The sequence below is a fragment of the Monashia sp. HAY1-11D genome (assembly GCF_056868035.1).
This window is the reverse complement of record NZ_CP200320.1, coordinates 4,222,373-4,246,209: the sequence shown is the minus strand read 5'-3', so window position 1 is coordinate 4,246,209 and position 23,837 is coordinate 4,222,373. Positions and strand designations below refer to the sequence as shown.

At 73.3% G+C, this 23,837-nt stretch carries 16 protein-coding genes; 13 read left to right on the top strand and 3 right to left on the bottom strand.

Features of this window, described 5'->3' with window-relative positions:
* Positions 1-64 precede the first annotated feature (64 nt).
* The 3 genes from AC1VM9_RS19590 (at position 65) to arfC (ending at position 1,208) form a co-directional block, all read left to right on the top strand.
* On the top strand, positions 65-481 hold the full coding sequence (locus tag AC1VM9_RS19590; protein WP_481340098.1) for a hypothetical protein: 417 nt from the start codon (positions 65-67) through the stop codon (positions 479-481).
* 95 nt (positions 482-576) lie between these two features.
* Positions 577-858 (top strand): hypothetical protein, encoded by a 282-nt coding sequence (locus tag AC1VM9_RS19585; protein ID WP_483123775.1) that lies wholly within the window; start codon positions 577-579, stop codon positions 856-858.
* Positions 855-1,208 carry a channel accessory protein ArfC gene (arfC, locus tag AC1VM9_RS19580; protein ID WP_483123774.1) on the top strand — a complete coding sequence of 118 codons (354 nt, stop codon included), beginning with the start codon at positions 855-857 and terminating at the stop codon, positions 1,206-1,208. The genes AC1VM9_RS19585 and arfC overlap by 4 nt, the downstream gene beginning before the upstream one ends.
* 64 nt (positions 1,209-1,272) lie before the next feature.
* Here the strand turns inward: arfC and AC1VM9_RS19575 are convergent, their stop codons facing one another.
* The gene (locus AC1VM9_RS19575; RefSeq protein WP_483123773.1) at positions 1,273-2,472 is read right to left on the bottom strand and encodes a hypothetical protein; all 1,200 of its coding nucleotides are present in this window, start codon (positions 2,470-2,472) and stop codon (positions 1,273-1,275) included.
* 248 nt (positions 2,473-2,720) lie between these two features.
* Between AC1VM9_RS19575 and AC1VM9_RS19570 the strand changes: the two genes are divergently transcribed.
* The 4 genes from AC1VM9_RS19570 to AC1VM9_RS19555 all read left to right on the top strand — a co-directional run bounded on the left by AC1VM9_RS19570 (position 2,721) and on the right by AC1VM9_RS19555 (position 7,355).
* Positions 2,721-4,214 carry an McrB family protein gene (locus AC1VM9_RS19570; RefSeq protein WP_483123771.1) on the top strand — a complete coding sequence of 498 codons (1,494 nt, stop codon included), beginning with the start codon at positions 2,721-2,723 and terminating at the stop codon, positions 4,212-4,214.
* Between the two features lie 16 nt (positions 4,215-4,230).
* On the top strand, positions 4,231-5,463 hold the full coding sequence (locus tag AC1VM9_RS19565) for an McrC family protein (RefSeq protein ID WP_483123770.1): 1,233 nt from the start codon (positions 4,231-4,233) through the stop codon (positions 5,461-5,463).
* A 126-nt stretch (positions 5,464-5,589) separates the two neighbouring features.
* Positions 5,590-6,183: a DoxX family protein gene (locus tag AC1VM9_RS19560; protein WP_483123769.1), complete on the top strand. Its 594-nt coding sequence runs from the start codon at positions 5,590-5,592 to the stop codon at positions 6,181-6,183.
* 146 nt (positions 6,184-6,329) lie between these two features.
* On the top strand, positions 6,330-7,355 hold the full coding sequence (locus tag AC1VM9_RS19555) for a zinc-dependent alcohol dehydrogenase (protein WP_483123767.1): 1,026 nt from the start codon (positions 6,330-6,332) through the stop codon (positions 7,353-7,355).
* A gap of 93 nt (positions 7,356-7,448) precedes the next feature.
* On the opposite strand, the gene AC1VM9_RS19550 is transcribed toward AC1VM9_RS19555, so the two are convergent.
* Positions 7,449-11,387: a S8 family serine peptidase gene (locus tag AC1VM9_RS19550; RefSeq protein WP_483123766.1), complete on the bottom strand. Its 3,939-nt coding sequence runs from the start codon at positions 11,385-11,387 to the stop codon at positions 7,449-7,451.
* Positions 11,388-11,688: 301 nt separating this feature from the next.
* Between AC1VM9_RS19550 and AC1VM9_RS19545 the strand changes: the two genes are divergently transcribed.
* On the top strand, positions 11,689-15,057 hold the full coding sequence (locus tag AC1VM9_RS19545) for a TM0106 family RecB-like putative nuclease (RefSeq protein ID WP_483123765.1): 3,369 nt from the start codon (positions 11,689-11,691) through the stop codon (positions 15,055-15,057).
* A 68-nt stretch (positions 15,058-15,125) separates the two neighbouring features.
* On the opposite strand, the gene AC1VM9_RS19540 is transcribed toward AC1VM9_RS19545, so the two are convergent.
* Positions 15,126-16,571 carry an ADP-ribosylglycohydrolase family protein gene (locus AC1VM9_RS19540; RefSeq protein ID WP_483123764.1) on the bottom strand — a complete coding sequence of 482 codons (1,446 nt, stop codon included), beginning with the start codon at positions 16,569-16,571 and terminating at the stop codon, positions 15,126-15,128.
* A 145-nt stretch (positions 16,572-16,716) separates the two neighbouring features.
* On the opposite strand from AC1VM9_RS19540, the gene AC1VM9_RS19535 reads away from it, so the two are divergent.
* The 5 genes from AC1VM9_RS19535 to AC1VM9_RS19515 all read left to right on the top strand — a co-directional run bounded on the left by AC1VM9_RS19535 (position 16,717) and on the right by AC1VM9_RS19515 (position 23,823).
* The gene (locus AC1VM9_RS19535) at positions 16,717-17,079 is read left to right on the top strand and encodes a hypothetical protein (RefSeq protein WP_481344509.1); all 363 of its coding nucleotides are present in this window, start codon (positions 16,717-16,719) and stop codon (positions 17,077-17,079) included.
* A complete protein-coding gene (locus tag AC1VM9_RS19530; protein ID WP_483123763.1) occupies positions 17,072-17,539 on the top strand; it encodes a hypothetical protein in 468 nt (155 codons plus the stop codon). The genes AC1VM9_RS19535 and AC1VM9_RS19530 overlap by 8 nt, the downstream gene beginning before the upstream one ends.
* A gap of 10 nt (positions 17,540-17,549) precedes the next feature.
* Positions 17,550-18,770, top strand: coding sequence for a lipid II:glycine glycyltransferase FemX (locus AC1VM9_RS19525; RefSeq protein WP_483123762.1), 1,221 nt, complete (start codon positions 17,550-17,552; stop codon positions 18,768-18,770).
* Positions 18,771-18,850: 80 nt separating this feature from the next.
* Positions 18,851-22,795 (top strand): ATP-dependent RNA helicase HrpA, encoded by a 3,945-nt coding sequence (hrpA, locus tag AC1VM9_RS19520; RefSeq protein ID WP_483123760.1) that lies wholly within the window; start codon positions 18,851-18,853, stop codon positions 22,793-22,795.
* A gap of 80 nt (positions 22,796-22,875) precedes the next feature.
* Entirely contained in the window at positions 22,876-23,823 is a 948-nt protein-coding gene (locus AC1VM9_RS19515; RefSeq protein ID WP_483123759.1) for a proteasome assembly chaperone family protein, read from the top strand.
* Positions 23,824-23,837 lie beyond the last annotated feature (14 nt).

Below are 23,837 nucleotides of genomic sequence, written 5' to 3'. Positions count from 1 at the left end.
CGGCCGGGGCAGGCCTGTGGATGACGACCGACGACTGTCACCGGTGGCGGGGATGCTCGTCCCCATGCGCTTCGAGGACCTGCCCAGGGACTGGGCCCAACGACCCGTCACGGACCCCGACGTGTTCGAGGGCGTCGCCGACCTCATCGCCACCGAGCGGTCGAGGTCCGACGGCGCCGCGTACGTCCTGCTCTGCCATCCCAACGGACGCCTCCTGCAACCGGTGCGCCTGCCCGAGGGCACGGAGGCGCCGGAGGTGCTGCGGCGGTTCCTCACCGAGCTGACCAGGCACGAGGTCCACGACGTCGCCCTCGTGCTCGCCCGTCCGGGGGCCCCGGACGCCACCCCCGGCGACCGCCGACGACGCGACGCCTTCGAGGCCGCGTGCCGTGACGCGGGGGTCCGGCTGCACGCCGTCGCGGTCGCCGGGCGCGACGACGTCCGGGCGATCCCACCCGAGAGCGGCTGCGCGGCCGCCTGAGCCGGGTGGTGGCGTGGTGCCGCGCCCCGGGTACCGTCACGGTGAGACGCCCGGCCGGGCCGGCCGGGTACGAACGGCGCGTGGGCGGAGGATCGATGGCCGGGCAGCAGGACGGCACGCGGGTGACCCGGGCCTACCGCAGTGAGGTCGGCGGCACGTGGTGGGCGGCGCTGGTCGTCGTGACGGTCGTCCTCGGCCTGCTCGGACGGTCCTCCGCCGGTTTCTGGAGCCCGTTCCTGTGGAGCGTCGTCGGCTTCGTCGTCGGCTCGCTCGTCGCGATCGCGGTCTCGGCGGCCCGCGTGCCCGCTCGTTCGGCGGACGAGGCCTTCGCCGACGTGTCATCCGCCGGCCACTCACGAGGGCAGGCGCGGCCGTGAAGTGGCTGCTCGCGCTCGTCGCGTTCCTCCTGGGCGGCGGCCTGACCTGGGTGCTCACCGTGCACCGGGTGACACGGGTTCTGCCCGACGCCAGCGGTGAGGCCGCGGTGGGCGGCGACGAGGCGCACGAGGCCGGTGAGGCGGCAGAGGCGGACGAGGACGGCTCGGCCTTCGGGGGACCGTCCTCGGAGGAGAGCTCTGGCGAGGCCGGGGCGCGCTGGATGCCCGACGCCGAGGACGAGGACGCGTTGCTGAGGCGTGCCGCGCACCGCGACGACCCGGCCGGGAGGCCTCGGGGGACGCCCGGGGAGGCCGCCGCCGGGGGCCCGGGCACGCGTCCGTCCGCCTGAGGCCGGGGCACGGCGCGTCACCGATCCGCAGCATTCGGGGCACGAAGGCGGCGTGATCCGAAGGTCAGCCGATGGGGAGGGCCGCGAGTTCGGAGCAGCGACGACCGACAGGTAACCTTTTGCGCGGTCCTGTGCGCACCTCCACACGCGCAGTCACTACGACGCCCGAGCAGAGGGCGTGCAAGGGAGCCTGATGACACGCACCGACACCGTCGACGTCAAGCGATGGCGCGCCAAGTACACGCTCATCGAGCGTGCAGCCGAGGCCGACAAGGACGCCCAGGCCCTCTTCACGGAGCTCGACGCCGAGCGGGCGGCTCGGAACGGGGAGCTGCGAGAGATCCTCGCCGACCTCGTCGCGAGCAGCGACCTCGTCGCCTTCAAGGAGGCGATGAACCAGTGGGCCCGCAAGGACGGCCCCTACGTCGGCTTCGGCCCGGTCGGGGGGCCGTGGCTCGCCACGCTCGCGCGGCGCGCGGACGAGGAGCACGCCGAGGTTGTCGGGCTGCTCAAGCTGACGCTGCAGACCCCCGCCTCGCCCCAGGACGCCGGCGACAAGCTCCAGGCGATCGAGGCCTTCCTGGCTCGCGGGGGCTCTCGCGGGCACCGGGCCCCCAGCCCGGCCCAGACCGCGTACGTCCTGTCCCTCTTCTGGTCCACCGACGACGGCGGCGCCTGGCCGCACATGTGGGAGAACGCGCCCCACATGCTCCAGCGCCTCGGGTGGCTCGAGCGCGGCCTCAGCCACGCCGAGCGGTACGTCGCCTTCGCGGACCTCTGCTCGGCCCTGCGCCCCGAGGACCCGCGCTACGCGGCCCGCATCCTCTGGTACTTCAAGGAGACCGAGGCGTTCGTCGGGATCGCGCCGAAGATCCTCGACGTCTGCGTCGAGGCCGCCGAGCTGGCGGCCGAGTTCCGCCCGGCCACCGGCTACCCGAGCGCCCGGCACGAGGAGCGCGCCGCCGACCTCGCCCGGCAGCTGCGCGGTGAGGCCGACCACGTCTCCGACAGCCTCATCGAGCGGCTCTCGGCCGAGACCGGGCTCTACCTCGAGGCCCCGACGCTCGCGCTCCAGCAGCACGCGGGCGAGGACTCGGCCTACCGTTCCGACCTCTACGCGTCGTGGATCCTCGTGGGCGGGGCCGGCGCCCCCGGCTTCCGGCTCTGGGTCACGCCGTCGGGCGTCGCGTTCGGCCTGCACGGCGGCTGGGAGGGCGAGGGCGAGCAGCAGCTCCGCGAGGTCGCCGGCCTCGTGCAGGAGCACCTGCCGCGGGGCCTGACGTTCGTCCGCGTGCACGAGGACGGCCGGCCGGACCGGCTCGAGCCAGCGGGGCGCGAGTACGCCTCCGGCGAGGTGTTCGCGGGGCGCTGGTGGAAGGGCGACGAGGCCCTCGGCCGCGCCGACTTCGCCGACGACGTCGTCGCGACCGCTCGTTCCCTGACGCCGCTGCTGCGCTTCCTCAGCTCGAGCCAGCGCGGCGGCGTCGACGACCCGGGAGCGAGCTCGCCGCCATGGTCGACCTCGACAGCGAGGCCGAGCTCTTCCGCACCGAGCGGCCCTACCCGAACGAGCGCGACGCGTGGCACCAGGAGCAGCGCCGCGTGTTCGCCGCGTGCCTCGGCAAGGAGGGCCTCGAGGACTTCGACCTGCCGACGTTCAAGCGCATCGTCTCGACGCGCGGGTACGGCGACATCGGTGCCCAGTCGGTGCTCATCAGCTCGATCAACGCCCTCGACGCCGCCGGCATCGACCAGCTGCGCCTCATGGTCCGCGAGCTGCTCTGGGGCGACGGGCGCGACGAGGAGCGGATCAACCGGGTCCTCGGCTCCGACGACCTGCCCGTCCAGGGATTCGGCGAGAGCGTCGTGCTCAAGCTGTTCGCCATCGCCCACCCGGAGCACTGGCTGCCGCTGTTCACCCTCGGCGGCGACTCGGGCAAGGTCGCGATGCTCAAGCGGCTCGGCGGCCCGGCGCGCTGGACCGAGGGCAAGTCGCGGGGCCGCACCCACGTCGAGACCAACGCCCTGCTCAAGCAGGTGCTCGACCCGCTCCTGCCCGACGACCCGTGGGGCCAGGCCCAGCTCGCCCACTGGTTCATGCGGCGCTCCGACAAGGCTCTGGTCCCCGACCACGACGCGATCGGCGAGGCCGCCCAGGAGCTGCTCATCGAGGAGTCGTTCCTCCGCGAGATCCGCGCCCTCCTCGAGGAGAAGAAGCAGGTCATCTTCTACGGGCCGCCCGGCACGGGCAAGACCTACCTCGCGCAGCGGTTCGCGGCGGCGCTGCAGCCCGACCCCGCCAAGCGCGACATCGTCCAGTTCCACCCGAGCAGCAGCTACGAGGACTTCTTCGAGGGCTTCCGGCCCCAGATCGACCACCAGGGCCAGATGGTCTACGAGCTGCGCAAGGGTCCGCTCGCGCTGCTCGCCGAGGCGGCCGAGGCCGACCCGCTGACGCCGCACATCATGATCATCGACGAGATCAACCGGGCCAACCTGCCGCGGGTCTTCGGTGAGCTGCTCTTCCTCCTCGAGTACCGCTCGCACTCGGTGAAGACGAGCTACCGACCCGACGAGGGGTTCGAGCTGCCGCCGAACCTCTACTTCATCGGCACGATGAACACCGCCGACCGCTCGATCGCCCTCGTCGACGCGGCCCTGCGCCGCCGGTTCGACTTCGTGCCCTTCATGCCGCACGACGGGCCGATGGAGGGACTGCTGCGCCGCTGGCTCGAGGCCAACGACGGGCCGGTGTGGGTGGCCGACCTCGTCGACCGGGTCAACGAGGACCTGCGCCGGGCCCTGAGGGGGCCGCACCTGCAGATCGGGCACAGCTACTTCATGCGTCCCGGGCTCGACGACGAGGCGGCGCTGCGCCGCATCTGGGACTACAACGTCTACCCGTTCATCGAGGACCAGCTCTACGGTCGCGAGCACGAGCTGGCCCAGTTCCGCTGGGAGAACGTCGTCGCCCGCTACGGCCAGCTCGACCTCAGCCGGCCGTGACGCGGGTGACCCGCCGATGACGATCGAGCTTCCCCCGATCCCCGAGCACGGACGCTCGGGGCCGGTCCGGCTCGACCGCGTGACCCGCGCCGCCCTCGTCAACGCGGCGGGGGAGCGGCTCGTCGTCCACGCCACCGCGGACCCCGACGTCGTGACGATCGGTGCCACGAGCTGGGTGGGTGCGCTCGCGGTGCCCGGGCTCGTTGTCCGCGTCATGCCGCGGGTGTCGGTGACCAACTTCTTCGCGATGCTCGGCGCCGGCGTCTCGCCCGACGCCTTCGACCACGAGCACGTGACGTGGAGCGACACCGACGAGCTCATCGACGGCGTCGCCTACTTCGCCATCCGCCTCATCGACACCGCGACGATGCGCGGACTGGTCCACGGCTACGTCGCCCGGGAGGAGCGCATGCGCACGATCCGCGGGCGCCTCCTCGTCGAGGAGTTCGCGCGCCGGCCGTGGAACGCCGCGGAGCCACAGTGCCGCTTCGACGACTTCACCAACGACATCCGCGAGAACCAGCTGTTCCGCTGCACCCTGCAGGCCATGCTCTCGTGGCCGCAGCTCGCCCCGCGGGTGCGGCGTGAGGCGCTGCGGGTCCTCGGCCGGTTCGAGGGCGTCAGCGACACCCCCGCGACGCTGCACGCGGTGCCGGTGCCGGTGACCCGCCTCAACGAGCACTACCACGACGCCATGCGCCTCTCGCGGCTCGTGCTGCAGGCGATGTCCCTGTCGCACCAGTCCGGTGACCAGCAGGCCAACAGCCTCATGGTCGACATGGACGACCTCTTCCGTCGGTGGATCGTCCAGGAGCTGGACCACCGGCTGGCCCCCGAGCTGCGCATCGAGACCGAGGCGGACGTGTGGCTCGACGAGGGTCGCGCCGTGACCATGGCCCCCGACCTCGTCGTGCGTCGGGGCACCGAGGTCGTGCTCGTCGGTGATGCGAAGTACTCGATGGGGGCCGACGGCTACCTCGTCTCGCGTGACTACGTCGACCTCGTGGCGTACACGACGGCGATGGGCCTGCCGACCGGCCTGCTCGTGCACTGCAACGCGACCCGCTCGCCGCAGTCGGAGATGGTCATCCGCAACGCGGGCACCCGCATCCTGTGCCGGCCCATCCGCCTCGACGGCAGCTACGCGGCGGTGTGCGCGTCGCTCGACGCCGTCGCGGACCTCGTCCGCGAGCTCGCCGACGACCCGGGTGAGCTCGAGGTGCCGACCCTGATCCGCACGCGCCGCTGAACGGCCGTTCGCGGCTGTTCCCGGGATCACACTCCTACGCCTTGTCGTAGATGGCCGCTACTACTACTGTTCGTAGTACCGACAGAGACGCTGCCGGAACACCTCGAAGTTCTGGAGTTGAGCACCATGGCCACCATCCACCGTGACACCCCCGTCAGCGGCGCATCGGGCACCGCCGGCACCCCGAGGCACGACCCGACCAAGGGTGTCGTCACGTTCCAGGAGGAGGTCGTCCGCTCGAACATCGCCCGCAAGCTGCTGGCCGGCCTGCGGCTCGTCCTCGGGTTCACCTTCCTCTGGCCCTTCTTCGACAAGCTCTTCGGCCTCGGCTACGCCACTCCTGCCGCAAAGGCGTGGATCAACGGCGGCACCCCGGCCCAGGGCTTCATGAAGCACGCAGAGGGCCCGTTCGCCGGGTTCTTCAAGAGCATCGCCGGCCCGTGGGCCGACTGGGTCTTCATGGCCGGCCTCCTCGGCATCGGCGTCGCCCTCATCGCCGGCGCAGGCCTGAAGATCGCGGCCTGGACCGGTGCGGTTCTCCTCGCCCTCATGTACCTGGCCGAGTTCCCGCTCGGGGCCACGGGCATGACCAACCCGCTCGTCGACAGCCACTGGATCGAGGCTCTGGGCATCGCCGTCCTCGCGGCGACCTACGCCGGGGACACGTGGGGCCTGGGCAAGTGGTGGGGCCGTCAGGTCGGTAACGGCATCCTGCGGTGAGCGAGGTCGGTGGGCGGGTCGCCCGACCCGCCCACCCGCGGGGCCGGACCCGGACCGTGCCCCGCACCCCGAGGCGGCCCTCCCGAGGGAGGGCCGCCTCCCCGAGTGCGGCCTGGGAACGCCAGGCCTCGGAACAGGAGAGAGCCATGAAAGCAGCCGTCGTCACTCGTCTCGGTGAGCCGCTCGAGATCCGTGACCTTCCCGTCCCCGTTCCCGACCGCGGGCAGGTCCTCGTCCGCATCGAGGCCAGCGGGCTCTGCCACACCGACATCCACGCCGCGCGCGGCGACTGGCCCGTGCCGCCCACGATCCCGCTCGTGCCCGGCCACGAGGGCGTCGGCACCGTGTGCGCGCTCGGCCCCGGCGTCGACGACCTGGCCGAGGGGGACCGCGTCGCGATCCCGTGGCTCGGCCACGCCTGTGGGCGCTGCCGCTCCTGCATCGCCGGCCACGAGACCTACTGCGTCGCGCCGCAGTACACCGGCTACACGGTCGACGGCGCGTACGCCGAGTTCGCCGTCGGCTGGGCCAGCCACGTCGTGCGCGTGCCCGACGCGGTCTCCTCGCTCGATGCCGCACCCCTGACCTGCGCCGGCGTGACGACGTACGCCGCGCTCAGGGCGGCCCGCCCCCAGCCGGCCGAGACCGTCATGGTCGTCGGCATCGGCGGACTCGGACACCTCGGTCTCCAGTACGGCACCGTCTTCGGGTGCCGCACCGTCGCCGTCGACGTCGACGATGCCAAGCTCGACCTCGCCAAGCAGCTCGGGGCGGACCACGTCGTCGACGCCCGCGCCGGTCAGGCGGAGCAGGTGGCGCAGCTGGCGCAGGCAGGTGGCGCCGACATCGCGCTGGTCACCGTGCCCTCGCCGGCGGCGATGGCTGCGGCCCACGCCTGCCTCAACCCGCGGGGTCGTCTCGTCATCGTCGGCCTGCCGCACGACAACACGCTGCGGCTGCCCGTCTTCGAGACGGTGCTGCGCGGCATCAGCGTCCACGGCTCGCTCGTCGGCACCCGCAACGACCTGGCCGACGTCTTCAGCCTGCACGCCGACGGACGCACCCGCGTCGTGGCCCAGACGCGCCGGCTCGAGGACGTCAACGCCTGCTTCGAGGAGGTGCTCTCGGGCAGCGTGCCGGCGCGGCTCGTCTTCGACCTCTCGGGGGAGTGAGGTCGCCCCGGGTGGTCCCGGGACGCACGTGTGCCGCCCGGGGTCCCCGGGCGGCACACGTGTCGTGTCAGCGGTCGCTGCGCGGCGGTCGGCTCAGCGGACCGTGAGCGTCACCGCCGCCGAGGACGACGGGTTGTAGGCCCTCGACCCGGAGTAGGTCGCCGTGACCCGGTGCGTGCCCCTGGAGAGCACCGGCGCCCAGAGGGTCGCCTTTCCGGACCGCACCGTGCTCGTGCCGAGCACCCGCGAGCCGTCGCGGAAGGTCACCGTGCCGGTGGCGCCCGAGGGCGTCAGGGTCGCGGTGAGCACCGGACGACCGCCGTAGCGGTAGCTCGTGGCACTGGCCGACAGGGCCGTGCGGCTCGTCAGGCCCTTGACGGTGACACCGACCGTCCCCGAGCGGCTCGCCACCGTCGACGCGTCACCGGAGTACGACGCCGTGAACGACGCCGTCCCGCGGGGCAGCCCGCTGACAGGCAGGACGGCCTTGCCGCCGGAGACGGCGACCGTTCGCAGCGCCGTGCCGTTGTAGCCGAAGGTGACCGTCCCGGTGGCGTTCGAGGGCGACACGGTGGCCGTCAGTGTCGTGCGGCCCCCGTAGGTGATCGACGTCGGGCTCGCGGTGAGCGTCGTCGTCGAGGCACGCTTGACCGTCACCACCTGGGCGCGCGAGCCGTCGGTGTTGAGGTGGTGCAACAGCAGCAGGCCCTGCGGCTTGTCCACCGCGGCGGCCGTCGCGTCGCGGTAGACGTCGAGCGTCGCCCCCGGCAGGTCGGTGTCGAGCAGGGTGCCGTAGTCGCCGAAGGCGGACAGGCCGGGTGAGGCCAGGCTGACCGTCAGCGGAGCCTCGGGGCTGCCGACCCCGTCGACCTCGCCGTTCTGGCTGAACGAGCTGACCCAGTACCGCACCTTCGGTGCCGACCCGGAGACCAGACCGGCGTCCATGAGCACGCCGACCGAGACCGGCATGACGAGCGAGTCGCTGTTGAACGGGTTCGTCTCGAACGAGCCGTCGGTGCCGTTGACGAGCTGGTCGTCGAGGATGTGCCCGACGTGTCCCGGACGCAGGTCGACCAGCTCGGTGAGGAAGTAGTCGTAGTCGTCCGTGCTCGTGGCGTAGCGCGTCGTGTAGGCCACGGCGTCGGCGGTGCCGTCTCCGTCGGTGTCGAGGTTGACGTCGAACTCGACCTCGCTCGCCGGCGTGCGCCACGGCCCGTGCGTGCTGATGCCGAAGGTCAGCATCGCGTTCGTCGGGTCGTCCCAGCCGGGCCAGTCCGAGGCCGAACCGACGTAGCGCAGGTCGGCGCCCCGGTCGTCGGCGGTCTCGAGGCAGTCGAGGACCTGGGACGTCGAGCACGAGGTCAGGCGAGGGCTGCTCGCCTGCAGCTGGAACGTCGAGACCGTCGACACGTGGTCCTCGGGGTCGGTGCCCTGGTCGAGGCCCGAGCCGGTGAGCGGCAGTGAGGAGTGCTGGACGCTGCCCGCGCCGGTGACCGTGGTGCTGGCGGCCGCCCTCATGGCCGAGGCGGCCCGCGGGGCGGACCACACCGGCACGCGCAGCTCTCCACCCGACGTGCCGTCGACCGGGGTCAGGACGATCCGGCCGCTCGCGTCGGTGCGCTGGTTGCGCATGATGCCGAGGTCCGCCGGGTCCGCCGACGTCGTCGGGTCGGTGACGGCGCGCAGCGCCGAGCGGGTGAAGGTCGCGGTGACCGTCACGTCGACCGAGCCGCCCGCCGGGACGCGGACCTGCGACGGGCTGAACGTGTACGTGACGCCGGGCGTGGGGTGCGCGGCGACGTAGTCGAGCGTGTACGACGCCGAGGTGACGGGCCGCTTGTTGACGACGCGAACGGTCCTGGTCAGCGTCTTCGTCGCCGTCGTGACCGCCACCGGGCCGAACGAGACGCTCACCGCGCCCGGGTCGTCGGTGACGTAGGCGAGCGTCGAGGTTCCGACCGCGGCGTCGGTGACGACGCGTCCGGACCCCACCCGCTCGGGGCCGTAGACCTCGCCGGTGTGGTCGGGTCCGACGAAGACGTCCTGGGTGGCCGTGTTCATGATGGCCGCCTTGACCTCCTCGACGGTCCACCCGGGGTGGGCGGCGCGCACGAGGGCGGCCTCGCCGGCCACGTGCGGGGAGGCCATCGAGGTACCGGACTCGGCGATGCCCTCGTCCCCCGTGCCGACGGCGGCCGAGAACGTCGTGACGCCGGGCGCCGCCACGTCGGGCTTGACGCCGCCCGCGACGCCCACACCGCGCGAGGAGAAGTCGGCCAGCTGGTCGACGGCCTCGGGGTTCTTGACCGTGACGGCGTTGCGCAGCGCGTTGGTCAGCGTGACGCGGACCTCGGTGGAGGCGTCGAGCCGGGCCTTGACCGCGTCGCGCCCCTGCTTGACGAGGAGCATCGCCGGGATGTCGGCGTTGCCGCTGACCCCTGCCGAGAAGGCGTTGGAGTCGCTGCCGTAGACGACACCGACCGCGCCCGCGGCGAACGCCGCGTCGGCGCGCACCTTGGAGCCGCACCGGCGTCCGTTGCCGTCGAGCCACCAGACCATGACGACCTTGCCGGCGACTGCCGCCTTCTCTGCCGCGGAGTAGGAGTCGCAGCCGTCGATGTTGTTGCCGGTGCCGACCGGCTGGGTCCAGTCGCCGATGGTGACGAGCGGGGTGTCGGAGACGCCGGGCTCACCGGCCCAGTCGTAGCTGACCGAGCGCAGCGATGCGAAGACGTCGTCCTGATCGCTGTCGATGGTGTCGGCCGGCTCGATGCCCGCGGGGGAGTCGACGCGCAGGCCGTCGACGACGTCGTCGCCGTCGTCGGAGGCCGCGACGCCGAGGACGCGGCGGGCGTTGCCCGGCGAGCCGCCGACCTCGTACACGTCACCGGAGTTGCCGATCGAGGCGACGACCGTCGTGCCGAGCGCCGCGAGGTTGTTCGAAGCGACCGAGTCGGGGTCCTCGGGCGAACCGTAGGAGCTGCCCAGCGACATGTTGACGACGTCGAGGTGGTCGGAGACGTCGCCGTCGCCGTTGGGGTCCGCGGCCCAGTCGAGGGCCTGTCCGACGAGATTCGTCGAGCCCTCGCAGCCGAAGACCTTGAGCGCGTACAGGCTCGCGCCGGGTGCGACGCCCGGGCCGATGCGCACGGCGGCCGGGTCGATCGGGTCGGCGTAGCCGCCGGTCCACGTCGAGCCGTCGGCCGCGACGCCGAGACCCGCGGTCGTTCCGGCGACGTGCGAGCCGTGGCCGTCGCAGTCGAGCGGGTTGGCGTCGGGCGTGGGGACCGACGCGGGGTCGTCCCCGTCGTAGTCGTCGCCGGCGAAGTCGTAGCCGCCGACGACCTTCGCTGTGGGGGTGAAGGCGTTCGAGGCCTTGGCCGCGGCGTAGGCGGCCGTGGTGCCGTCGCCGCCGAAGTCGGCGTGCGTGTAGTCGATGCCGGTGTCGATGATGCCGATGCGGACGCCCTCGCCGGTGTTGCCCGTGCCGGCCCACACCTTCGGCGCACCGATGAGCGGCACCGACGAGCTGTTGGACGTGGTCTTCGGGGTGAGCCGGTGGACCGCCTTGACGCCCGGGATCGCCGCCAGCGCCCTCAGGCGGGCGGCGTCGGTGCGGACGGCGACACCGGCGTACACGGCGTGCGTGCGGAAGAGGGTGCGGGCGCGCGTCGCGCCGGCGCCGAAGCGGCTCTCGACGGCCTTCTGGGCCTGCTCGACCGCGGACGTCTGGCTCCGGGCGGCGGTCCTGGCGGCGGCGAGTCCCCGACCGCGGGCGTGGCCGAAGGCGCGGGCCGCCGGCGCGGCGTCGAGCTCGAGCATGACGTCGACCGTGCCGGTGGCCCGGCGCAGGGACGGGTCCACCGTGTCGCCGGGGGTGCGCTGCGTGCCGAGGCCGAGCGAGCCGGCACCCTTGACGCGTGCCGGTAGCTGCTTGTCGCTGCGGTGCTTGACCGACGGGTGGGGGTCAGCCGTCGCCGGCGTGGCCCCGAGGGTCGCGGCGACGAGGGCCGTTGCGGCTCCTGCGCTCACCGTGCCAACCAGACCGCGGCGACGTCGCCGCGGGCCCCGAGAGTTGATCGACACTCATCCTCCTCGCGCGGCTCCGATCGCATCGGCGCCCGCTCGGGCCCCCGTGCGCAGGGGCGCTCGCCCCCGAACCTTGCCTGCCACGCGGGGGCAACCTATCCGACGCAGGGGGTGTCCGCGCGGTCAACCGAGCACCTGCGCTCCCCGCGTGTCAGCAGGTCCGCCCGGGGCGCCCAGGCAGTCCTGCTGACGATGGACGGCACGGCTGCGCGGGCCTGTCGGTGCACCTCGGCATACTCGGGCCATGCAGCGCATCGACGGTCACCTCGTCCTGTCACCCACGGACCTCACGAAGCACGTCGCCTGCGCGCACATCACGACGCTCGACCTCGAGGCGCTCGACGTCCGCGAGGGCAGTGCGCCCCGCGTCGCGCCCGACGACTCGCTCAACCTCGTCTTCGCCAAGGGCCTCGAGCACGAGCGCGCCTACCTGGAGCGGCTGCGGGCCGAGGGCCGCGAGGTCCTCGACGTCGCGGCCCTCGGTCTGTCCGGCGCCGCCGCCGAGGCCGCCACGGTCGAGGCGATGCGACGCGGCGTCGAGGTCGTGTACCAGGCGACGTTCTTCGACGGGCACTGGGTCGGCCTGGCCGACTTCCTCCTTCGCGTCGACCTCCCCTCGGGGCAGCTCAGCGCGTTCGGCCCGTGGCGCTACGACGTCGCCGACACCAAGCTGGCCCGGCGCCTCAAGGTGCCCGCGCTCCTGCAGATGGCCACCTACGCCGCCCGGCTCGAGACCCTCCAGGGTCTGGCCCCGAAGTGGCTCACCGTCGTCACGGGCGACCAGGAGCAGCACCCGTGGCGCCTCGTCGACGTCGCCCCGTACGCGCGTCGCCGTCGCGACGAGCTCCTCGACGCCATCGAGCGCCCGCAGCCGACCGAGTCGGCACGCGTTCACCACTGCGGTCAGTGCCGCTGGAAGGAGCGGTGCGCGCAGGAGTGGCTGGACCGGGACGACCTCGTGCAGGTCGCCGGCATGCGGGCCGACCACCGGGCCGCCCTGGTCCGGCTCGGCATCCCGACGCTCCGGGCGCTCGCGGGCGCCACGGAGGAGCAGCTGGCCCCTGCCCTGTCGGCGACCACCCGGCGCCGGCTGCTCCAGCAGGCCCGGCTCCAGCTGGCCGAGCGCGAGACGGGGCGGGCGCAGTTCGAGCTCCTCGAGCCCGAGCCGGGCCGAGGCCTGCAGCTGCTGCCCGAGCCCGACGCCGGCGACGTCTACCTCGACTTCGAGGGCGACCCGTGGGCCGAGGGTGGGGCCGGGCGCGAGTACCTCGCGGGCGTCTGGACCCGCGAGGGCGAGTTCGTCGACTTCTGGGCGCACGACTTCGCCGAGGAGGGCCGCCTGACGGCCGACCTCGTCGACTGGCTCACCGAGCGCTGGCAGCGCCATCCGGGCATGCACGTCTACCACTACGCGCCGTACGAGACCACGGCCCTCAAGCGGCTCGTCGGCCAGCACGCCACCCGCGAGGCGCAGCTGGACCAGCTGCTGCGCCACGAGGTGTTCGTCGACCTCTACGCCGTCGTGCGCCAGGGCGTGCGCATCAGCAAGGGCTCGTACTCGATCAAGAAGCTCGAGGAGTTCTACTGGGGGCACACGCGGTCCGCAGACGGCGAGGGCGTCGCCGACGGCCTGTCCTCCGTGGTCGAGTACGAGCGGTGGCTCGCCGGGCGTGCCGAGGGCAGGGCCGACCCCGCGATCCTCGCCGACATCCGCCGCTACAACGAGGAGGACGTCCGCTCGACGCTCGCCCTGCACGACTGGCTCGAGGACCGGCGCCGCGACCTCGAGGCGGCCGGCCACCTCCTGACCCGGCCGGTGCCGGAGCCGCTCAGGGAGGTCTCCGAGGAGGAGCAGGCCGAGATCGACCTCACCGAGCGACTCGTCGGGGCCGGTCACGAGCTTCTCGCCGGGTGCGTCGGCTGGCACCGCCGCGAGAAGCGACCCGAGTGGTGGGACTTCTTCCGCTACAAGGACCTCGACACCGCCGAGCTCGTCGAGGACGCCACGGCCATCGGCGACCTCGGCGAGCCGGTCGAGGTCGGGCAGGTCAAGCTGTCGCGCATCTGGCGCTACCCCTTCCCGCCGCAGGACTGCAAGGTGTCCGAGGGCAAGTACGTGCCGGACGTCGACACGCACGCCCCGGTCGGCAAGGTCGTCTCGCTCGACCCCGTCGAGGGGTGGGTCGAGCTGTCGATGAAGCGCACCCTGGAGCCACCCCGCCCCCGCGGCATCGGCGGCCCGGGACCGATCATGGACGCCGTCCTGCGCCAGTCCATCGCCCGCACCGGTGAGCTCGCGCTCGCCGGCGGGAGCAACCTCGCCACGCGGCTGCTCGAGCGCGTCGTCCCCGCCCCCGACGTGCTCGCCGTCCGTCCGCACGAGACGCCGAAGGACGCCGTCGTCCGCGCCGGGTCGCGGCTGGACGGACAGGTCCTCGCCGTCCAGGGACCGCCCGGCACCGGCAAGACCCACGCCGGCTCAGCCCTCATCCGGCAGCTGCTCGACGCGGGCCTGACCGTGGGTGTCACGGCGCAGTCGCACGCCGTCGTGCTCAACCTGCTGCACGAGGTCGGCCGACCGGCCTGGCACAAGGACGGCACCAACGCCGAGGAGGGTGACGAGCCCGCCGACCCGGACTCGCTCGTCCGGCACACCTGCGACAACTCCGAGGTGGTCGAGGCCATCACCTCCGGGCAGGCGCGGCTCGTCGGGGGCACGGCGTGGCTGTGGGCCCGCGCGGACCTCGCCGACGCCGTCGACGTGCTCGTCATCGACGAGGCGGGTCAGTTCTCGCTCGCCAACGCCGTGGCCGTGGCCCCCGCTGCGCGGTCCCTCGTGCTGCTCGGGGACCCGCAGCAGCTGACCCAGCCCACCAAGGCCGTGCACCCGTTCGGCTCGGGCGTGTCGGTCCTCGACCACCTCCGCACGGAGCACATCGGCGACCCCGGCGGTCACGGCGTCCTCGTCCACGACGTCATCCCGCCGGACCGGGGCATCTTCCTCGACCGCACCCACCGGATGCACCCGAGCCTGACGTCGTTCGTGTCCGAGCTGGCCTACGAGGGGCGCCTGGAGTCGGCCCCCGGTCGCGACCGGCTCTCCGTCGAGGCCCCCGGGGCCCTCTCCGGCGACGGCCTGCGCTGGGTCCCGGTCGAGCACACCGTCGTGTCCGAGCAGGCCAGCGCCGAGGAGGCCGCCGTGGTACGCGACCTCGTGGCCGACCTCCTGCGCGGGTCGTGGACGTCGGCCGACGGGCGCTCGCAGCCGATCGGGGCCGACGACGTGCTCGTCGTGGCGCCCTACAACGCCCACGTCGCCACCCTCGCCCGGGCGCTGCCCGACGGCGTGCGCGTCGGCACCGTCGACCGGTTCCAGGGCCAGCAGGCGGCCGTGGTCATCTACTCGATGGCCAGCACGAGTGCCGCCGTCGCACCGCGCGGCGTGCCGTTCCTCTACGACCTGCACCGCCTCAACGTCGCCGTCTCACGGGCGAAGGCCATGGCGGTCGTCGTCGCGTCGCCGCTGCTGCTCGACGCGGCCGTCCACACGCCCGAGGAGCTGCGGGCCGTCAACGCCCTGTGCCGGTTCGTCGACGAGGCCAAGGCGGTCTGAGGCCCGGACAGACCGCCCGGCCGGCCCGTCTCGGCACCCCGAGCAGTGAGTCGGGGCGGGGCGTCCGGTCAGGCCCCATGGGCGGCCACCTGCCACAGCCGGCCCTCGCCGCGGATCCCCGGCAGGGCCGCCCGGATGGACCGTTCGGCGAGCTCGGGCGCCACGCCGAGGTCGACGGCGTAGCGCAGGGCGACGGCGGGGGCGCGGTCCCCGCCGTGGTGGCAGTGGACGAGGACGCGCTTGCCCTCGGCCCGGAACTGGCGCAGCGCCGAGGAGGCGTCGTCGAGGACGAAGTCGAGGTGGGGGTTGAGTTCCTGGTCGTCGTGCTCGTTGATCCAGAACTCGATGTGGTCGCGGGCCGACATGCCCTCGGCCGGGATGTCGCGCAGCCCGAGCGGGCACAGCGACACGACGGCCTGGACGCCGAGCTCGCGGACCCGGCCGAGGTCGGCGATGCTGCCGAGGAGGATGTCCGGGTCGATGGGGTGAGGCTGGGCCCGGGACGGGACGTCGGGATCGGCCATCGTCTCGACGGAGGGCCACTCGCCGTGACGGCGACCGCCGATCGAGGTCGAGACGGCCAGCTCGACGAGGTCGTGGGCGCGCAGGCCCGGCCAGCCGTGCACGAGACGGCGCCACTGCGTCGGCACCGCCGAGGCGCCGTAGCGGGCCCCGAGCAGCGACCCGGCGATGGCGGCGACGGTGTCCGTGTCGTGCCCGGCCCGCACGGCCGCCTGCAGACCACGCTGCAGGTGCATCGCCGAGCCGTCGCCACGGTCGGTCGACGTGATGGCTGCCCACGCGTCCTGCAGCGCCGTGACGGTGTAGCCGTTGTCGCCGAAGGCGCCCGGGTCGGCGCCGGTGGCGGCCTCGATCCAGTCGCCCCAGTGACCGGCGTGCTCGACGCTCACGAGGTCGAGGCCGGCGGTGAGGTCGAGTCGGCCCTCGGTGACCGCGACGCGGATCGCCTCGGACCACAGCACGGCCGAGTCGCCGGCCAGCGGGTCGGCGTGGGTCAGCTCGGCGACGGCCCGGGCGGCCCGGGCGGTGGCCTCGCGGTCGGTCAGCGTGGACAGCCCGACGACCGAGGTCCGCATCAGCGCACCGTTGCCGGCCGTCAGCCCCGTCCGGGCGTGCAGGTTCCGGCTCGCCTGCGTCAGGCGCTCGTGCGCGCGACCCTCGAGGGCGCGCGCCTCGGTGAGCACCGCGCGCGTCTGCGTCCCGACGTCGGTGGCACCACCGTCGAGCCACGCGGTGAACGACTCGGCGACCTCGTCGAGCCCGCACGGCCCGCCGAGGTCGAGGCCCTGGGCCGCCACCCGCGCGACGCACAAGGTCATCTGGGTGTCGTCGCTCCACTCGCCGGGGCCGTACGGCCCGAGGCCTCCGCCCTTCATGACGGCCTCGCCGACGGGAGGCGCCGCCATCTCGTACGGCACGCCGAGCGCGTCGCCGCAGGCCTGCCCGAGCAGGACGCCGGCGGCACGGTCGACCGTGACCGGGCGGATCGCCACGATGGCCTCCTGGCATGGCTGAAGGGAGAACGTCGACCGGGCGGACCGCCCGAGCGCGCGTCACAGGGCAACCTACCGGCCGACGGGCATGGCCCGGCTCCCGGGCACGACAGGTCGACGCCGGAGCACACAGTAGGCTCGCCGCGTGCTCCAACCGCTCACCGTCGTGCTGCTCGTCGGCAGCGGCCTGCTCGCCCTCCTCGCGGCGCACCACCTCGCGCGCAGGCGCCTCGTCGACGACGCGGTCGTCGTCACGGGGCTCGTTCTCGAGGTCGCCCTCCTCGTGCAGCTCGTCGTCGGGCTGACCCGCGCCTCAGCCATCGCCGACGGCGCGGAGCGGGCCACCTTCATCGCCTACCTGTTCACCGTCCTCGTCGTCGCCCCGGTCGCGATCCTCATCGCGATCAAGGAGAAGACGCAGTGGTCCATGGGCGTCGTGCTCGCGGCCGCGTTCGTCGTGGCCGTCCTCGTGGCCCGGCTCCAGCAGGTCTGGACGCTCCATGCCTGAGCAGGCGACGCCCTCGCCCACCCCCGGACCGCAGGCACCGCACACGGGACACGGCTTCGGCCGGCTCCTCGTGGCCGTCTACGGCCTGCTCGCCCTCGCCGCCACGGGCCGTTCCATCCTGCAGATCAGCGAGTACTTCCACCGGGCCCCGGTCTCCTACGTCCTGTCAGCAGTGGCCGCCGTCATCTACCTCGTCGCGACCGTGGGCCTGGCGCGTGGCGACCGCGCCTCGGTCCGGCTCGCCACGGTGGCGCTCGGCGTCGAGCTGGTCGGCGTGCTCGTCGTCGGCACGCTGTCCTACGTCGTGCCGTCGGCCTTCCCGGACAAGACGGTGTGGTCGCACTTCGGGTCCGGCTACGGCTACGTGCCGCTCGTCCTGCCGGTCGTGGGACTGTGGTGGATCCGCCGCACCGCGCGGGCGGGTGGCGGCACGGACGGGACGCCGACCGGCCGCCGCTAGGGTGGCGGCCATGACTTCGCAGCCCGCCGCGACCGGGGCCGCCGGCCCCCTGACCGTCCGCGAGATCAGCCCCGACGACGAGCTCGACACGCTCCACGCCGTCGGCGGCAGCTTCCTGCAGACGCCGGCGTGGGGCCGGGCCAAGGCCGGCTGGCGCCGGACGCCACTCGGCTGGTTCGACGCCGAGGGGACCCGCGTCGGGGCCGGCCTGGTGCTGTCGCGCTCCATCCCACGGCTGCGACGCACGTACGCCTACCTGCCCGAGGGGCCCGGCCTGCCCTGGGAGGCCGTGGCCGCCGATCCGGCGGCCTGGATCGACCCGCTCGTCGGGTGGGCCCGCGGTACCGGTGCCTTCGCCCTGCGTCTCGGGTTCCCCGTCGTCTCGCGGGTCTGGGACCGCGAGCCGGTCAAGAAGCAGGTGGCCGAGGGCGGCCTGCTCAGCTTCACCACCCTCGAGCCCGCCGTCGACAGCCCCGTCGCGCGGTCGCTCGAGGCCTGGCTCGGCCGCAACCGGTGGCTGCCGATCGGCGGGGACGGCGTGGCGGTCGGCCAGCCGCGGCTGCTCTGCGTCGTCGACCTGCGCGGACGCACCACCGAGGACCTCATCAAGGCCATGAACCAGCAGTGGCGTCGCAACGTCAAGAAGGCGGCCAAGTCCGGGGTGCAGGTGCGGGCCGTCGGGCTGGAGGGCCTTGACACCTTCCACGACCTGTACGTCGAGTCGGCCCGGCGCGACAACTTCCTGCCCCGGCCCAAGGCCTACTTCGAGACGATGGCCCGCTCCTTCATGGAGGGCGTCGACGAGCGAGAGTCGCGGCCGCACGCCTGGTTCTACGAGGCGCACGTGGACGGGGACGTCCTCGCCTCGGCGCTCATGATCCGGTTCGGTCCGACCTTCTCCTACCTCTACGGCGGCTCGACCGAGCGCAACCGCGAGGCCCGCGCGTCGAACGCCCTCCAGTGGCAGGCGATGCAGGACGCGCTCGAGCAGGGCTGCGAGGCCTACGACTTCCGTGGCTTCAACACCTCCCTCGGCGCCACGAGCCCCCTGACCGGCCTGCTGCTGTTCAAGCTCGGCGCCGGCGCCGACGTCCGGGAGATGGTCGGGGAGCGAGAGCTGGTCCTCAACAGGTTCTGGCACCTGGCCTTCCAGCGCGCGATGGCCCTGCGCATCGCGGTCAACAAGCGGCGCAAGGCGGCCCGGGCCTCGGCGGACGACGCCGACATCTGACCTCGGCGCCCCCGGCCCCGGGCGCTGTCGGACGGAAACCGGTGCGACCCGCACCCGGCGGCCCGCCTATCCTGTCGAGCATGCCCGACCAGTCCGCGAACGCCCCGGCGCGCCCGCGGTCACCGCGAAGCCGGGGGCGGCGCAGCGGCCGCGGGCCGAGGCCCGAGCAGCGCGAGGCGCGTCGGGCAGCCCGTGCGGCCACCGTCCCGCCGATCACCTATCCCGAGCACCTCCCGGTGGTCGACCGGCGCGACGACATCGCGGCCGCCATCCGCGACCACCAGGTCGTCGTCATCGCCGGGGAGACCGGCTCGGGCAAGACGACCCAGCTGCCGAAGATCTGCCTCGAGCTCGGCCGTGGCCTCGACGGGCAGATCGGTCACACCCAGCCGCGTCGCATCGCCGCGCGGGCAGTGGCCGAACGGCTCGCCGAGGAGCTCGACGTCGAGCTCGGCCAGACCGTGGGCTACCAGGTGCGCTTCACCGACCACGCCACGCGCGACACGCTCGTCAAGGTCATGACCGACGGCATCCTGCTCGCCGAGATGCAGCGCGACCGCGAGCTGCGGCGCTACGACACGATCATCATCGACGAGGCCCACGAGCGCAGCCTCAACATCGACTTCATCCTCGGCTACCTCAAGCAGCTGCTCCCGCGTCGACCCGACCTCAAGGTCGTCATCACCTCGGCGACCATCGACCCCGAGAAGTTCGCCCGGCACTTCGCCGACCCCTCGACGGGTGAGCCCGCCCCCGTCATCGAGGTCTCCGGCCGCACCTTCCCGGTCGAGATCCGCTACCGCCCGCTCGTCGACCCCGACCGGCCCGACGCCGAGGAGCGCGACATGGTGACCGGCGTCTGCGAGGCCGTCGAGGAGCTGTGGACCGAACGTCACACCGGCACGAGCAGCGACATCCTCGTGTTCTTCTCCGGCGAGCGGGAGATCCGCGACGCCGCCGACGCCCTGAACGGCATGAGGCTGCCGGTCACCGAGGTCGTCCCGCTCTACGGCCGGTTGTCCGCCGCCGAGCAGCACCGGGTCTTCGCGCCGCACACCGGGCGCCGGATCGTCCTGGCCACCAACGTCGCCGAGACGTCGCTGACGGTCCCGGGCATCCGCTACGTCGTCGACACCGGCACGGCGCGCATCAGCCGCTACAGCCAGCGCACCAAGGTCCAGCGCCTGCCCATCGAGCCGGTCAGCCAGGCGTCGGCGAACCAGCGGTCCGGCCGCTGCGGACGCCTCGCCGACGGCATCGCGATCCGGCTCTACTCCGAGGAGGACTACGACCGTCGCCCTCCGTTCACCGACCCCGAGATCCTCCGGACCAACCTCGCCTCGGTCATCCTGCAGATGACGAGCCTGGGCCTCGGCGACATCGCCCGGTTCCCGTTCGTCGACCCGCCCGACTCCCGCCAGGTCACCGACGGCGTCCGCCTCCTCGAGGAGCTGCAGGCGTTCGCTCCGGAGGGGGACGCCCACGGGCAGGCTCAGACCGACGGCCGGGACCGGGGCCGGCGCCGGCCCGGGCGCCGGCTCACCGACCTGGGCCGCACCATCGCCACCCTGCCGATCGACCCGCGCCACGCCCGGATGGTCCTCGAGGCCGACCGACGCGGTGTCCTGCGGGAGGTGCTCGTCGTCGTCGCGGCGCTGTCCATCCAGGACCCCCGCGAGCGACCGCAGGACAAGCAGGAGCTCGCGAACGCGGCGCACAAGCGGTTCGCCGACGAGACGAGCGACTTCGTCACGTGGCTCAACCTCTGGGCCTACCTCAAGGAGCAGCAGAAGGAGCTGAGCAGCAGCGCCTTCCGCCGGATGTGCAAGACCGAGTTCCTCCACTACCTGCGGGTGCGCGAGTGGCAGGACCTGCACAGCCAGGTGAGGCAGGCGGCCAAGCAGGCCGGTCTCGACGTCACCCGGGGCAGCGCCCACGGGGAGTACGACAACGACGCCATCCACCAGTCTCTGCTCGCCGGACTGCTCTCGCACGTCGGCGTCCGCGACGAGCAGCGCCGCGAGTACGCCGGCGCGCGCGGCACCCGGTTCGCGATCAGCCCCGGGTCGGCCCTGTTCCGCAAGCAGCCGCAGTTCGTCATGGCCGAGGAGCTCGTCGAGACGACGCGGCTGTGGGCGCGCACGACCGCCCGCATCGACCCGCAGTGGGCCGAGGACCTCGGGGCCCACCTGGTCAAGCGCCAGTACTCCGAGCCGCGGTGGTCGGCACGCCGTGGCTCGGCGATCGCCACGGAGCGGGTCACCCTCTACGGCGTGCCCCTCGTCGTCGGGCGCACCATCGGCCTGGGCCGCGTCGACCCCGAGCTGGCCCGCGACCTGTTCATCCGGCACGCGCTCGTGGAGGGCGACTGGAACACCGAGCACGCCTTCCTGCGGGCCAACGCCGCCCTCGTCGAACAGCTCGGTGAGCTCGAGGCCCGCACCCGCCGCCGCGACATCGTCGTCGACGACAGCACGCTGGTCGCCTTCTACGACAAGCGGGTTCCCGCCGACGTGGTCTCGGGGCGGCACTTCGACACGTGGTGGAAGAAGGCTCGTCGCACCGATCCGGACCTGCTGACCTTCACCGAGGACCTCCTGCTCCGCGAGAGCGCCGGCAGCATCGCCGACGAGGACCACCCGACGACGTGGACCCAGAGCGAGAACGTCCTTCCGGTCACCTATCGGTTCGAGCCGGGGGCCCCCGACGACGGCGTCACCGTGCACGTGCCCGTCGACCGACTCAACCAGGTCACGGCCGACGGGTTCGACTGGCAGGTCCCGGGCTTCCGCGAGGAGCTGGTCACCGCGCTGATCCGTTCGCTGCCCAAGGCCGTTCGCCGGCTCATCGTGCCCGCGCCCGACCACGCCCGCGCCGTCCTGCCGGAGCTCGACCCGGCGTCGGGCCCGCTCCTGCCCGCGCTCGCGACCGCACTGCGTCGTCGGGCCGGGGCGGCGGTGTCGCCGGCCGACTTCGACTGGGCGCGGGTGCCGGACCACCTTCGCATCACCTTCTCCGTCGACGGCCCGGACGGTCGGCCCGTCGCCACCGGCAAGGACCTCGAGGCCGTCCGTGAGGCCGCGACGCCGCAGCTGCGTCGCCAGGTGCGCCGCGCCGGCTCCGGCCTCGAGCGCGCCGGGCTCACCGCCTTCCCCGACGACGGCGTTCCCGAGACCTTCGAGAGCGCGGACGGTGTGCAGGGCTACCCGGCCCTCGTCGACACCGGGTCGGCTGTCGACCTGCGGGTCCTGCCGACGCGCGGGGAGGCGGAGGCCGAGCACCGCCTCGGCGTGCAGCGGCTGCTCCTGCTCGGGATCACCCCGCCGTGGAAGCAGGTCCTGGCCCGCCTGACGAACACCCAGAAGCTCGCGCTCGGCCACAACCCGCACGGCAGCGTCCCCGCCCTCCTCGACGACTGCCTCGCCTGCGCCGTCGACGCCATCGGGGCCGACGCGGCCGGTGACCAGGACCCGGCCGGGCGGGCCGACCACACGGTCCGCAGCCGCGAGGACTTCGAGTGGGCCCTGTCGGCCGTCCGCACCCACACGACGGCGCGGGTCGTGCAGGTCGTCGGCCTCGTCGAGCCGATCCTCGCGCGCCACCTGGCCCTCACCAACCGCCTGGCCGAGCTCGACCGCTCGGCGAGCCCCGCGCTGCGGCCGGTCCTCGCCGACGTCCGGGCCCAGCTGCGCGAGCTCGTGCGCCCGGGGTTCGTCGCCGACACGGGCTTGAAGCGCCTGCCCGACCTCGACCGCTACCTTCGGGCGGCGCAGCACCGCCTCGACAAGGCGCCGGACAACCTCGCGCGCGACGCGCAGTCGCTCGACCAGGTCGACCTCGTCGAGGGCCGCTACGCCGACCTGCTCGAGTCGCTGCGTCCGGCCCAGCGCGGGTCCCGCGAGGTCGTCGACATCGGGTGGATGATCGAGGAGCTGCGGGTGTCGCTGTTCGCCCAGACCCTGGGTACGTCGTACCCCGTGTCGCCGCAGCGCGTGCTCAAGGCCATCGCGAAGGTGTCCGCCTGACGCACGGCCTCGCGGGCCGGGAATCCGCGGCTCGCGCCGGGCGTTGCAGTCATCGACCCGCCACACGAAAGGCCAGACCCGTGCAGGACCCGACCGAGCTCTTCCAGTTCGAGAGCGACACCTCGCCGAGCATGCTCGAGGAGCTGCAGGCCTCGGTTCTCGTCGTCGCCCTCGACGGGTTCATCGACGCCGGCAGCACGCAGAAGCTGCTCGCCGACCACCTCCTCGCCGCGCACGAGTCGCGCGTCGTCGCCTCCTTCGACGTCGACCAGCTGCTCGACTACCGGGGCCGTCGCCCCGTCATGGTCTTCGACCGCGACCACTGGAGCAGCTACGAGGACCCGAGCCTGCTGCTGCACCGCGTCGTCGACCGCGAGGGCGTGCCCTTCCTCCTCCTCGTCGGTCCGGAGCCGGACTACCAGTGGGCTCGCATGGTCGAGGCCACGACGACGCTCATGGACGCGTTCGGCGTCGACCTGACGGTCAGCGTCCACGGCATCCCGATGGCGGTGCCGCACACGCGGCCCCTCGGCGTCACCGCCCACGGCACCAACCGCAGCCTCGTGCCGCCGAACGAGCCCGCCTTCGGCACCGTCCAGGTGCCGGCGAGCTTCTCCTCGCTGCTCGAGCTGCGCCTCGGCGAGGCCGGACGCGACGCCATCGGCTTCGCCGTCCACGTGCCGCACTACCTGGGTCAGACCGAGTACGCCGACGCGGCCCTGCTCGGCCTCGAGCGCGTCCGCACCGCCACCGGCCTCGACCTCGACACCCGCGAGCTGGCCGCGACGGCCGGGCTGAACCGGGCCGAGATCACCCGGCAGATGGAGGAGTCGGACGAGATCACGGCGGTCGTCAAGGCCCTCGAGCAGCAGTACGACACGTTCCTCGAGGGACGCCGCCAGCGCAGCCTGCTCGCCACCGACCTGTCCGACCTGCCGACCGCTGACGAGATCGGCGCCGAGTTCGAGGCGTTCCTCAAGGACGTCGCGCAGGACGACACCGACGGCGGGACCGGCGACACGGCCTGAGCCGTCAGGGGGCC